Annotated in this window: 14 protein-coding genes; 13 read left to right on the top strand and 1 reads right to left on the bottom strand. The window is 71.3% G+C overall.

The window, feature by feature from the left end; genetic code table 11:
• Window positions 1-2: 2 nt before the first annotated feature.
• The 11 genes from ruvX to nusB all read left to right on the top strand — a co-directional run bounded on the left by ruvX (window position 3) and on the right by nusB (window position 9,884).
• A complete protein-coding gene (ruvX, locus tag FHS38_RS12260) occupies window positions 3-467 on the top strand; it encodes a Holliday junction resolvase RuvX (protein ID WP_184733560.1) in 465 nt (154 codons plus the stop codon).
• Between the two features lie 126 nt (window positions 468-593).
• Window positions 594-2,342, top strand: coding sequence for an endolytic transglycosylase MltG (gene mltG / locus FHS38_RS12255; RefSeq protein ID WP_184733559.1), 1,749 nt, complete (start codon window positions 594-596; stop codon window positions 2,340-2,342).
• Window positions 2,339-3,184 carry a shikimate dehydrogenase gene (locus FHS38_RS12250; RefSeq protein WP_184733558.1) on the top strand — a complete coding sequence of 282 codons (846 nt, stop codon included), beginning with the start codon at window positions 2,339-2,341 and terminating at the stop codon, window positions 3,182-3,184. Before mltG ends, FHS38_RS12250 begins: the two co-directional genes overlap by 4 nt.
• A gap of 171 nt (window positions 3,185-3,355) precedes the next feature.
• On the top strand, window positions 3,356-4,540 hold the full coding sequence (aroC, locus tag FHS38_RS12245) for a chorismate synthase (protein ID WP_184733557.1): 1,185 nt from the start codon (window positions 3,356-3,358) through the stop codon (window positions 4,538-4,540).
• The gene (locus FHS38_RS12240) at window positions 4,537-5,082 is read left to right on the top strand and encodes a shikimate kinase (protein WP_184733556.1); all 546 of its coding nucleotides are present in this window, start codon (window positions 4,537-4,539) and stop codon (window positions 5,080-5,082) included. The genes aroC and FHS38_RS12240 overlap by 4 nt, the downstream gene beginning before the upstream one ends.
• Window positions 5,083-5,089: 7 nt before the next feature.
• Window positions 5,090-6,181, top strand: a complete 1,092-nt coding sequence (gene aroB, locus FHS38_RS12235; protein WP_184733555.1) for a 3-dehydroquinate synthase — start codon at window positions 5,090-5,092, stop codon at window positions 6,179-6,181.
• Window positions 6,178-6,621: a type II 3-dehydroquinate dehydratase gene (aroQ, locus tag FHS38_RS12230; protein ID WP_184733554.1), complete on the top strand. Its 444-nt coding sequence runs from the start codon at window positions 6,178-6,180 to the stop codon at window positions 6,619-6,621. Before aroB ends, aroQ begins: the two co-directional genes overlap by 4 nt.
• Before the next feature lie 281 nt (window positions 6,622-6,902).
• Window positions 6,903-7,646 carry an AAA family ATPase gene (locus tag FHS38_RS12225; RefSeq protein ID WP_184733553.1) on the top strand — a complete coding sequence of 248 codons (744 nt, stop codon included), beginning with the start codon at window positions 6,903-6,905 and terminating at the stop codon, window positions 7,644-7,646.
• 82 nt (window positions 7,647-7,728) lie between these two features.
• On the top strand, window positions 7,729-8,835 hold the full coding sequence (locus tag FHS38_RS12220; protein ID WP_184733552.1) for an aminopeptidase P family protein: 1,107 nt from the start codon (window positions 7,729-7,731) through the stop codon (window positions 8,833-8,835).
• Window positions 8,836-8,883: 48 nt separating this feature from the next.
• Entirely contained in the window at window positions 8,884-9,450 is a 567-nt protein-coding gene (efp, locus tag FHS38_RS12215; RefSeq protein WP_130876862.1) for an elongation factor P, read from the top strand.
• Window positions 9,451-9,452: 2 nt separating this feature from the next.
• Window positions 9,453-9,884: a transcription antitermination factor NusB gene (gene nusB / locus FHS38_RS12210; RefSeq protein ID WP_130876861.1), complete on the top strand. Its 432-nt coding sequence runs from the start codon at window positions 9,453-9,455 to the stop codon at window positions 9,882-9,884.
• 143 nt (window positions 9,885-10,027) lie between these two features.
• Here nusB and bldD read toward each other — a convergent pair whose 3' ends face one another.
• Entirely contained in the window at window positions 10,028-10,528 is a 501-nt protein-coding gene (gene bldD / locus FHS38_RS12205; RefSeq protein ID WP_004948690.1) for a transcriptional regulator BldD, read from the bottom strand.
• 222 nt (window positions 10,529-10,750) lie between these two features.
• Between bldD and pyrR the strand changes: the two genes are divergently transcribed.
• Window positions 10,751-11,350, top strand: coding sequence for a bifunctional pyr operon transcriptional regulator/uracil phosphoribosyltransferase PyrR (pyrR, locus tag FHS38_RS12200; RefSeq protein ID WP_184733551.1), 600 nt, complete (start codon window positions 10,751-10,753; stop codon window positions 11,348-11,350).
• A gap of 117 nt (window positions 11,351-11,467) precedes the next feature.
• On the top strand, window positions 11,468-12,502 hold the full coding sequence (locus tag FHS38_RS12195) for an aspartate carbamoyltransferase catalytic subunit (protein WP_184733550.1): 1,035 nt from the start codon (window positions 11,468-11,470) through the stop codon (window positions 12,500-12,502).

The raw sequence follows: 12,502 nt of genomic DNA, 5'->3' as shown, positions 1-12,502 counted from the left end.
TCGTGCGACGCGGCAGGCGGATCGCCGTCGACGTCGGGGACGCCCGGATCGGGGTCGCCTCGTGCGACCCCGACGGGGTCCTCGCCACCCCGGTCGAGACCGTCCCCGGACGTGACATCCCGTCAGCTCACAAGCGGCTGGCGGCGATTGTCGAGGAATACGAACCCGTCGAGGTCGTGGTCGGCCTGCCCCGCTCGCTGAGCGGGCGGGAAGGCCCGGCGGCGGCCAAGGTGCGGACCTTCGCCAAGGAGATGGCCCGGCGCATCGCTCCCGTACCGGTCAGACTGGTCGACGAGCGGATGACGACGGTCACGGCCACGCAGGGCCTCCGGGCCTCCGGGGTCAACTCCAAGAAGGGCCGCTCCGTCGTCGACCAGGCGGCGGCTGTGATCATTCTGCAGAACGCCCTGGAGATCGAGAAGATCTCCGGTCGTCCTCCGGGTGAACCCGTAGAAGTGGTCATCTGATCGCGATACGGTAACGTTCCGCGCGACATGGCAGCCGTTCGAACGTCTTCCGTACAGGACCGGACGCATCGAACGTGTACTCCACGGAGCGCTCACCGGCTGCCGCTGTGCGGCTCTAGGGGATCGATGACTGAGTATGGCCGGGGCTCCGGCTCCCAACCGTGGCATCCCGAGGACCCTCTGTACGGGGACCAGGGATACAACGGGCAGCAGTATCCGCAGCAACAGCCGCAGCAGCAGTCGCAGCCTCCGTACGGTCAGCAGTACCCCGAACAGCAGCAGTATCCGGAACAGCAGTACGGCTGGGACCCCTCGCAGAGCGCGGGGGGTCCGTACGGTGCGACCCCGGGGGAGCAGTACGGCCGCCAGGACTACTACGGCACGCCCGACGGCTACCCGCAGCAGCAGGACCACCACACCGGTCAGCACCAGCAGCCCCACCAGACTGGGCAGCATCAGCAGCCCCATCACACGGGTCAGCACCAGCAGCCGCACGACACCGGCCAGCATCAGCAGCCCCACCACACGGGTCAGCATCAGCAGCCCCACCACACCGGCCAGCACGAGCAGCCGCACCAGACGGGGCAGCATCAGCAGCCGCGTCCCGGTGTGCCGCAGCAGGCGCATGACACCGGGCAGCATGAGGAATGGCGCCCGGAGTCCGAGCAGGAGCAGGAGCCCGAGCCCGAAGAGGAGAAGCACCCCTTCTTCACCGGTGCCGACGACCCCGACGGCGCGGACGACCCCCGCGACGAGGGCCGTCGCGACCGTCGCGGCAAGGGCAAAGGCAAGGCCAAGGGCAAGACCAAGCGCCGCAGCGGCACGGCCTGCCTGCTCGTCGCCGTCGTACTCGTCGGCGTCGTGGGCGGTGGCGGCTACCTCGCCTACGACTACTGGCAGACCCACTTCGGTGCAGCCCCCGACTACTCGGGCGAGGGCAGCGGCGAGGTCCAGGTCGAGATCCCCAAGGGTTCCAGCCTGACCGGGATGGGCCAGGTCCTGGAGAAGGCGGGCGTGGTCAAGAGCGTCGGCGCCTTCACCGCGGCCGCCGGCAAGGGCGTGGCCATCCAGCCGGGCACCTATACCCTCCGCAAGGAGATGTCGGGTTCGGCGGCCGTCGCGATGATGACCCACACCGGGAACTTCCTCACCATCGGTGAGGGGCGCCGGGCCGTCCAGATCTACGCCGCTATCGACCAGAAGCTCGGTCTGAAGCAGGGCACGACCAAGGACGTCGCCACCAGCCAGGTGAAGAACCTCGGGCTGCCCGAGTGGGCCAACAGCGACCCGAAGATCAAGGATCCGCTCGAGGGCTTCCTCTACCCGTCGCAGTACAGCGCGGCCAAGGGCACCAAGCCGGAGGTCATCCTCAAGCAGATGGTCGCGCGGGCCAAGGAGAACTACGCCAAGGAAGACCTGGAGGGCAAGGCCAAGGAACTGGGCCTGAAGTCCCCGCTCCAGCTCATCACCGTGGCGAGCATGGTCAACGCGGAAGGCATGACGAGTGATGACTTCCGCAAGATGGCGCGCGTCATATACAACCGCCTCAAGCCGACCAACGTCGAGACGAACGGCAAGCTGGAGTTCGACTCGACGTACAACTACCTGAAGAACCAGAGCAAGCTGGACCTCAGTCCCAAGCAGCTCCGGTCCTTCGACCACCCGTACAACACGTACTTCTACCGAGGTCTGACTCCCGGTCCCATCGGCAACCCCGGAGCCGAGGCGCTCAAGGCCGCGATGGATCCCGAGGCCGGCGACTGGTACTACTTCGTCTCCATCGACGGGAAGACGCGGTTCACCAAGAACCTCAAGGAACACCAGAAGCTCGTGGACGAGTTCAACGACAGCCAGAAGGCGAAGAAGCAGGGATGAGTGACCCGAGGGAGCACCGCCGCCGGGCGGCGGTGCTCGGTTCGCCGATCGCCCACTCGCTCTCCCCGGTCCTGCACCGGGCCGCGTACGCCGAGCTGGGCCTGGGGGAGTGGACCTACGACCGCTTCGAGGTCGACGAGGCCGCGCTGCCCGGCTTCCTGGAAGGGCTCGACGGCGCCTGGGCGGGGCTCTCCCTGACCATGCCGCTCAAGCGGGCCGTCATCCCGCTGCTGGACGGGATCAGCGCCACGGCCGAGTCCGTCGAGGCCGTCAACACCGTCGTCCTCACCGACGACGGCCGTCGCCTCGGCGACAACACCGACATCCCCGGCATCGCGGCGGCGCTGCGCGAGCGCGGCGTCGAGAAGGTCGGCTCCGCCACCGTCCTCGGCGCCGGGGCCACGGCCTCCTCCGCCCTCGCCGCCCTCGCCCGGATCTGCACCGGCGAGGTCACCGCGTACGTCCGCAGCGCCGAGCGCGCCGCCGAGATGCGGCACTGGGGCGAGCGGCTCGGCGTCGCCGTCCGCACCGCCGACTGGAGCCGCGCCGCCGAGGGCCTCGGCGCGCCGCTGGTCGTCGCGACCACCCCGGCCGGTGCCACGGACGGCCTCGCGGCCGACGTCCCGGAGCACCCCGGCACGCTCTTCGACGTGCTGTACGAGCCGTGGCCGACCCCGCTGGCGGCCGCCTGGGCGGGCCGCGGCGGCGCGATCCTCGGCGGTCTGGACCTGCTGGTGCACCAGGCGGTGCTGCAGGTCGAGCAGATGACCGGGTGCCCCACCGCCCCGCTGGCCGCGATGCGCGCGGCGGGCGAGGCGGCCCTCGCGGCCCGTACGGCCTGACCCGCGACCGGCCCCCGGCCCGTTCCCGGAGCCGACGCGACCGGTCCACAACCCGGACCGGCTGCCGGACAGGGCTCCGGGTCGTGGGAGGATCTGAGGTGGCGGGCCCGGGCCGCGCACGCGCTCCGGACACGCCACCGCATGATCCAGGCGCGAGCAAGAGGAGTCCCGTTGAGCAGGTTGCGCTGGCTGACGGCCGGGGAGTCGCACGGCCCCGCACTCGTGGCGACGCTGGAGGGCCTTCCCGCCGGCGTGCCGATCACCACCGACATGGTGGCGGACCACCTGGCCCGACGGCGCCTCGGCTATGGGCGCGGCGCGCGCATGAAGTTCGAGCGCGACGAGATCACCTTCCTCGGCGGTGTCCGCCACGGCCTGTCCATGGGCTCCCCGATCGCGGTCATGGTGGGCAACACCGAGTGGCCCAAGTGGGAAAAGGTCATGGCGGCCGACCCGGTGGACCCCGACGAGCTCGCCTCGCTGGCCCGCAACGCCCCGCTGACCCGCCCCCGCCCCGGTCACGCCGACCTCGCGGGCATGCAGAAGTACGGTTTCGACGAGGCCCGGCCGGTCCTGGAGCGCGCCTCCGCCCGTGAGACCGCCGCCCGCGTCGCCCTCGGCGCCGTCGCCCGTTCCTTCCTCAAGGAGACGGCCGGCATCGAGATCGTCTCGCACGTGGTGGAGCTGGCGGCGGCCAAGGCCCCGTACGGCGTCTACCCCAAGCCCTCCGACGTCGAGCGGCTCGACGCCGATCCGGTGCGCTGCCTGGACGCCGACGCGTCGAAGGCGATGGTCGCCGAGATCGACCAGGCCCACAAGGACGGCGACACCCTCGGTGGCGTCGTCGAGGTCCTCGCCTACGGCGTGCCGGTCGGCCTCGGCTCGCACGTCCACTGGGACCGGCGTCTGGACGCCCGCCTGGCCGCCGCTCTGATGGGCATTCAGGCCATCAAGGGCGTCGAGGTCGGCGACGGCTTCGAGCTGGCCCGGGTGCCCGGCTCCAAGGCGCACGACGAGATCGTGGCCACCGAGGACGGCATCCGTCGCACCTCGGGCCGCTCCGGCGGCACCGAGGGCGGTCTGACCACGGGTGAGCTGCTGCGCGTCCGGGCCGCGATGAAGCCGATCGCAACCGTCCCGCGCGCGCTGGCCACCGTCGACGTCGTCACCGGCGAGGCGACGCAGGCACACCACCAGCGCTCCGACGTCTGTGCCGTCCCGGCCGCCGGCATCGTCGCCGAGGCCATGGTGGCGCTCGTCCTGGCGGACGCGGTCGTCGAGAAGTTCGGCGGCGACAGCGTCACCGAGACCCGCCGCAACGTCCGCGGCTACCTCGACAACCTGGCCATCAAGTGACCCCACCCGTCACGCCCGTGGTCGTCCTGGTGGGCCCGCCCGGAGCGGGCAAGTCCACCATCGGTGCCCTGCTCGCCGAGCGGCTGGGTACCGGCTACCGGGACACCGACGCCGACATCGAGCGGACCGCCGGCAAGCCCATCCCGGAGATCTTCATCGACGAGGGCGAGCCGCACTTCCGTGAGCTGGAGCGGCGGGCCGTGGTCGCCGCCGTGGCCGAGCACCCCGGGGTGCTCTCCCTCGGCGGCGGCGCCGTCATGGACCCCTCCACCCGTGCCCTGCTCACGGGCCTGCCCGTGGTCTTCCTCGACGTCGAGCTCGCCGACGCCGTCCACCGGGTGGGCCTGGACGCCCCGCGGCCGCTGCTCGCCGTCAACCCCCGCAAGCGGTGGCGCGAGCTGATGGAGGCGCGCCGCCCGCTCTACACCGAGGTCGCCCGCGCCGTCGTCGGCACCGGCGGCCGCACCCCGGCCCAGGTGGCCGACGCCGTGCTGGAGGCACTCCAGCTGCCCCGGGCCCACACACCGGACATCCCGCAGTGAGGAACGCATGACCGACGCCCCTACCCGTATCCAGGTCGCCGGCAGCGCGGGCACCGCGCCGTACGAGGTCCTGGTCGGCAGCCAGCTGCTGGGCGAGCTGCCCGGCCTGATCGGCACCGCCGCCCAGCGGGTGGCCGTACTCCACCCCGAGGCGCTCGCCGAGACCGGTGAGGTGCTCCGCGCGGACCTGGCCGCGCAGGGCTACGAGGCCATCGCGATCCAGCTCCCGAACGCCGAGGAGGCCAAGACCGTCGAGGTCGCCGCCTACTGCTGGAAGGCGCTCGGGCAGACCAACTTCACCCGCACCGACGTCATCGTCGGGGTCGGCGGCGGTGCCACCACGGACGTGGCGGGCTTCGTCGCCGCCACCTGGCTGCGCGGGGTCCGCTGGATCGCCGTGCCCACCACCGTGCTGGGCATGGTCGACGCGGCCGTCGGCGGCAAGACCGGCATCAACACCGCCGAGGGCAAGAACCTCGTCGGCGCCTTCCACCCCCCGGCCGGGGTCCTGTGCGACCTCGCCGCGCTGGAGTCGCTGCCGGTCCACGACTACGTCAGCGGCCTCGCCGAGATCATCAAGGCGGGCTTCATCGCCGACCCGGCGATCCTGGACCTCATCGAGGCCGACCCCGAGGCCGCCCGCACGCCGCGGGGCCCGCACACCTCGGAGCTGATCGAGCGCGCGATCAAGGTCAAGGCCGACGTCGTCTCCTCGGACCTGAAGGAATCGGGCCTGCGGGAGATCCTCAACTACGGCCACACCCTCGCCCACGCGATCGAGAAGAACGAGCGCTACAACTGGCGGCACGGCGCGGCCGTCGCCGTCGGCATGGTCTTCGCCGCCGAACTCGGCCGGATCGCCGGCCGTCTGGACGACGCGACGGCCGACCGGCACCGCGCCATCCTCGAGTCCGTGGGCCTGCCCGTCACCTACCGTGGCGACCAGTGGCCCAAGCTGGTGGAGACCATGAAGGTCGACAAGAAGTCCCGCGGCGACCGGCTGCGCTTCATCGTCCTGGACGGCCTGGCGAAGCCGACGGTCCTGGAGGCACCGGACCCGGCGATGCTGCTGGCGGCGCACGCGGAGATCGCCGCGTGAGCGGGCGCCGGGTGCTCGTCCTGAACGGGCCGAACCTCGGCCGGCTGGGCTCCCGCGAGCCCGACGTCTACGGCTCGACCTCCTACAAGGGCCTGGTCGAGGAGTGCACCCGGCTCGGCGGGGAGCTCGGCCTCGCCGTCGAGGTCCGGGAGACCAACGACGAGGGCGAGTTGATCCGCTGGCTGCACGAGGCCGCGGACGGCTCGGTCCCCGTCGTCATCAACCCCGGGGCCTTCACGCACTATTCGTACGCGATGCGTGACGCGGCGGCCCAGCGCACCGCGCCCCTCATCGAGGTGCACATCTCCAACCCCTACGCCCGCGAGGAGTTCCGCCACACCTCCGTCATCGCGGCGGTCGCCAGTGGCACGGTCGCCGGGTTCGGCATCGGCTCCTACCGGCTGGCGCTGCGGGCGCTGGCGGAGGAACTCGCGGGCTGACGCGGGCGTTGCCCCTAGGGAGAGGCGGGCGCTTACTCTCGGGTACGCTCCCGTCGGGTTTCGGCCCCGGTCCCGCCCTTTCGCCGTTTCCCGGGGCTCTGCCCCGGACCCCGGTCCTCAATCGCCGGACGGGCTGAAGAATCAGCCCGTCCGGCGATTGAGGACACCGCGCGCAGCGCGGTCCGGGGGTCTGGGGGCGGAGCCCCCGGTAGCTGGGGGAGGGACCGGGGAAGCCCCACTGCCCCACTGCCCCGCGCCCGAACGAGACGGAGTGCCACCGGATGCAGCACCCTGTGGGACCGCCGCTGCCCCCCTCCCACCCCCCGGCGCAGCCTCCCCAGGCCCCGGGGTGGCCCCCTGCCGTGCCGGTACCGGCCGGGACCCCACCCGTGACGCCCCCCGTGACCCCGCCCGGGGCAACCGTCACCGGACACTTCCCGTTGGCCACGGCCGTCGCCGACCCCTCCGTCGCCGCCGTCGCGGTGCTGCTCATCGGTCCGGCGGGCGCGGGCAAGACCACCGTGGCCCGGCACTGGGCCGACACCCGCCGGGTGCCCACGGCCCACATCAGCCTCGACGACGTACGCGAATGGGTGCGCTCCGGCTTCGCGGACCCGCAGTCGGGGTGGAACGACCACTCCGAGGCCCAGTACCGGCTCGCCCGCCGCACCTGCGGCTTCGCGGCCCGCAACTTCCTGGCCAACGGCATTTCCTGCATCCTCGACGACGCGGTCTTCCCCGACCGGCCCGTCGTGGGCCTCGGCGGCTGGAAGCGGCACGTCGGCCCCGGTCTGCTGCCCGTGGTGCTGCTGCCGGGCCTCGAGGTCGTCCTGGAGCGCAACGCCGCGCGCAGCGGCAACCGCCGCCTCAGCGACGAGGAGGTCGCCCGGATCCACGGCCGCATGGCCGGCTGGTACGGCTCCGGTCTGCCCATCATCGACAACTCCCAGCAGGACGTCACCACCACGGCCCGGCTCCTCGACGACGTGGTCGCCCGCTCACTGAGCAGCCCGCCCAGCTGGTAGACCCGCGGGGCTGCTGCCGGTCGGCCCTCGGTCGGACGCGCTGGAACGGCCGCCCACGGCGCCTGACCGTACGCTCGGAAGCATGTCCGAGGTCTACGCGGCACGGCGCACGCGGCTGCGCGAGCGGTGCGAGGCGGCCGGCAGCGAGGCCGCCCTCGTCTCCGGTGACGCCAACGTCCGCTATCTCGCCGGCGGGGCACCCTCCGGCGCCGCGCTGCTCGTCGGCCCGGACCAGGACGTGCTGTTCTGCGCCGACGATCCGTACGCGGACGCCTCGGTCGGCCGGCCCGCCGAGGACCTGCGGGTCGTGGTGCTGCCGACCCCGGAGGGCGACCCGGCCGTCGCGGGTGCCGAGCGCGCCGTGGCCGCCAAAGTGGGCTCGCTCGCGGTCGAGGAACACCATCTGACCGTGGCCCGGCACCGCGCGCTGCGCTCCGTCGCGCCCGGGCTGCGTCTGGCGGACCTCGGCACGGCCGTCGAGCAGCAGCGGATGGTCAAGGACGACGAGGAGATCTCCAGTCTGCGCATCGCCGCGGAGATCGCCGACCACGCCCTGGGCGAGCTGCTCGAATCGATCCTCGTCGGGCGCACCGAGCGGCATCTCGCGCTGGAACTCGAGCGCCGGCTGATCGATCACGGCGCGCGGGGCCCCGCCTTCCCGACCTCGGTCGGCTCCGGGCCGAATTCGGGTCTGGTCGGTCATCCGCCGTCCGACCGCCGGGTCGAGGAAGGCGATTTTCTCAGTGTCTGCCTGGGTGCCGACTACCGTGGCTACCGCAGCGAGGTGGCCCGTACCTTTGTGATCGGCACCTCCCCGGCGGACTGGCAGATCGAGCTGTACGAGCAGGTGTTCGCAGCCCAGCGGGCCGGTCGGGAGGCGCTCGCACCGGGCGCCGCGTACCGCGAAGTGGACCGCGCGGCACGGCTCGTGCTGGAGGGCGCGGGGCACGGAGAACGGCTCGGACCGCGCATCGGCCACGGTGTGGGACTCGAAATCGGCGAGGACCCTCGGTTGGCGCCCTCGGCCATGGGTAAACTGGACGCTTGCGTGCCGGTCACCGTAGATCCGGGGGTTCACCTCCCGGGGCGGGGCGGCGTCCGGATCGATGACACGCTCGTCGTCCGCCCTGAGGCGGACGGCGGACCCGAGCTACTCACCATCACGACCAAGGAGCTGCTCGCGCTCTAGCGCGCATCTCCTGGTTCCACCAGCTTCAGTCCAGGAGATTCCGCAACCGTGGCTTCCACGAACGACCTCAAGAACGGCATGGTGCTCAAGCTCGACGGGGGCCAGCTCTGGTCCGTCGTCGAGTTCCAGCACGTCAAGCCCGGCAAGGGCCCCGCCTTCGTCCGTACCAAGCTCAAGAACGTGCTGTCGGGCAAGGTCGTCGACAAGACCTTCAACGCCGGCGTCAAGGTCGAGACGGCCACCGTCGACAAGCGCGGTATGCAGTTCTCGTACATGGACGGCGAGTACTTCGTGTTCATGGACATGGACACGTACGACCAGCTGCACGTCGACCGCAAGGCCGTCGGTGACGCCGCCAACTTCCTGCTCGAGGGCTTCGAGGCCGTCGTCGCGAAGCACGGCGACGAGGTGCTCTACGTCGAGCTGCCGGCCGCGGTCGAGCTCGTCATCGAGCACACCGACCCGGGTGTCCAGGGCGACCGCTCCACCGGTGGCACCAAGCCCGCCAAGCTGGAGACCGGCTACGAGATCCAGGTCCCGCTCTTCATCACCACGGGTGAGAAGATCAAGGTCGACACTCGCACCGGTGATTACCTCGGTCGGGTGAACAGCTAACCGTGGCCGCCCGTAGCAAGGCCCGTAAGCGCGCCTTCCAGATCCTCTTCGAGGCCGATCAGCGCGGTTCCTCCGTGCAGAACGTGCTCGCGGACTGGGTCCGGCACTCGCGGTCCGACGACCGGCAGCCGCCGGTCAACGAGTACACGATGCAGCTGGTCGAGGGATACGCGCAGCACGTGTCCCGGATCGACGAGCTGATCGCCACCTACGCGGTCGACTGGGACCTGGACCGGATGCCGGTCGCCGACCGGAACATCGTGCGCCTCGGTGCGTACGAGCTGATCTGGGAGGACGAGACCCCGGACGCGGTGGCGATCGACGAGGCGGTGCAGCTCGCCAAGGAGTTCTCCACCGACGACTCGCCCGCCTTCGTCAACGGTCTGCTCGGCCGTTTCAAGGAGCTCAAGCCGGGTCTGCGGCGCGCGGAATAGCCGCCGGGGACCACACAGCGCAAAAAACCGCCGGGGGCGGTGAGAACCCGAAAGGGTTCCACCGCCCCCGGCGGTACGTTTCTGCTCAGATTTCCGCGGTTTTCGCCACGGTCTGCTCAGAAGACGGCGACCGACGCCAGGCGTCAGGCGTCTTCGTGCTGCACGGCACGGCGCGCGTCCGCGTCGAGCACGCCCCAGCTGATCAGCTGCTCGGTCAGCACCGAGGGCGACTGGTCATAGATCACCGCGAGGGTGCGCAGGTCGTCCTGGCGGATCGACAGCACCTTGCCGTTGTAATCGCCGCGCTGGCTCTGGATGGTCGCGGCGTAGCGCTGGAGGGGGCCCGCCTTCTCGGCCGGCACGTGGGCCAGCCGCTCCAGGTCCAGAACGAGCTTCGGCGGTGGCTCGGCGGCCCCGCCGGGCGTGGTGCCCGGCAGCAGCTCCTGCACCGGCACACCGTAGAAATCGGCCAGCTCGGCCAGGCGCTGCACGGTCACGGCACGGTCGCCGCGCTCGTACGAACCCACTACCACGGCCTTCCAGCGGCCCTGGGACTTCTCCTCGACGCCATGGAGGGAGAGGCCCTGCTGGGTGCGGATGGCGCGGAGCTTGGCCCCGAGCTGTTTGGCGTATTCGCTGGACATAAAGCTCCCCGGACGCTGTATCAACGTGCGGCTCTGCCGCGTGGCTGGTTACTCACTGTGAGGTTACGCAGCGTAATCTGGCTTCGTCAAGCCGAATGGTCCACACCCTCGTCCACGCGGGGCGGTGGCGAGTGTTTCCCTGCGGTGCTGGTAACGTGAAACACGTTAATCCGACGTCCTTTAAAGTCCGTCCCGTGAGGCGGAGAAGGAGGTCCGTTTCGTATGGACGCAAACCGTGACGTGAAACCGGCGGCGAACCCGACCGGCTCCGCGCGTCCCGTGCTCGAAGCACCGGACATCGCCCGGGTACTGACCCGGATCGCCCACGAGATCGTCGAGCGCGCCAAGGGCGCCGACGACGTGGTGCTCCTCGGCATCCCCACGCGTGGCGTCTTCCTCGCCCGCCGACTGGCAGCCAAGCTCGAAGAGATCACCGGCGGCAAGATGCCCGTCGGCTCCCTCGACATCACCATGTACCGCGACGATCTGCGGCTCCGCCCGGCCCGCGCGCTCGCCCGCACCGAGATCCCCGGTGACGGGATCGACGGCCGGCTGGTGATCCTCGTCGACGACGTGCTCTTCTCCGGCCGCACCATCCGCGCCGCGCTCGACGCGCTCGGTGACATCGGCCGCCCGCGCGCGGTCCAGCTCGCGGTCCTCGTGGACCGCGGCCACCGTGAGCTTCCGATCCGTGCCGACTACGTCGGCAAGAACCTCCCCACGTCGCTGCGGGAGACGGTCAAGGTGCAGCTCACCGAGGAGGACGGCCGCGACAGCGTGCTCCTCGGCCTCCGCGAGCCCACCGCGGCCGACGAGCAGTAGCGCCACGCCCCACCGCGCCGGGCCCGGCACCCCGACAGGGCCCGGGACCGTGCCGCCGCATGCCCGGCAGCTGCTCGCCCAGGCACCCCCATACCTCCTCAACCACGGAGTAACCGGATGAAGCGCCACCTCATCTCGGCCGCCGACCTCACGCGCGACGACGCCGTCCTGATCCTCGACACCGCCGAGGAGATGGCGCGGGTCGCCGACCGGCCGATCAAGAAACTGCCGACCCTGCGCGGCCGCACCGTCGTCAACCTCTTCTTCGAGGACTCGACCCGGACCCGCATCTCCTTCGAGGCCGCCGCCAAGCGGCTCTCCGCCGACGTCATCAACTTCTCCGCCAAGGGCTCCTCGGTCTCCAAGGGCGAGTCGCTCAAGGACACCGCCCTGACCCTGGAGGCGATGGGCGCGGACGCCGTCGTCATCCGGCACGGCGACTCAGGCGCCCCGCACCGGCTCGCCACCTCCGGCTGGATCGGCGGCTCGGTCGTCAACGCGGGCGACGGCACCCACGAGCACCCCACGCAGGCGCTGCTCGACGCCTTCACCATGCGCCGCCACCTGGCGGGCGCCGCCGACGGCGGCCCCACCCACCACCAGGGGCCCGGCGACGGCACCGGCCGCGATCTCGAAGGCCGCCGGATCACCATCGTCGGCGACATCCTGCACAGCCGCGTGGCCCGCTCCAACGTGCACCTGCTGACCTCGCTCGGCGCCCAGGTCACCCTGGTCGCGCCGCCCACGCTCGTGCCCATCGGCGTCGAGCGCTGGCCCTGCGAGGTCTCCTACGACCTCGACGCGGTGCTGCCGAAGTCCGACGCCGTGATGATGCTGCGCGTCCAGCGCGAGCGCATGAACGCCGCCTTCTTCCCCACCGAGCGCGAGTACGCGCGCCGGTACGGGCTGAACGGCGACCGGATGGCCCGGATGCCCGAGCACGCCATCGTCATGCACCCCGGCCCGATGAACCGCGGCATGGAGATCACCGCCGAGGTCGCCGACTCCGTGCGCTGCACGGCCGTCGAGCAGGTCGCCAACGGCGTCTCCATCCGGATGGCCGTCCTGTACCTGCTGCTCGGCGGGGCCGTGCTCGATTCTGAGAACGCGCCCGCGTCCGCTTCCACCGCCCGCAACGAGGAGAACAAGTAA

Origin of the sequence: Streptomyces netropsis (assembly GCF_014203545.1) — a bacterium.
Lineage (GTDB): Bacteria > Actinomycetota > Actinomycetes > Streptomycetales > Streptomycetaceae > Streptomyces > Streptomyces netropsis.
Note: the sequence above shows the minus strand (reverse complement) of the source record. Positions and strands in the feature narration are given on the sequence as shown.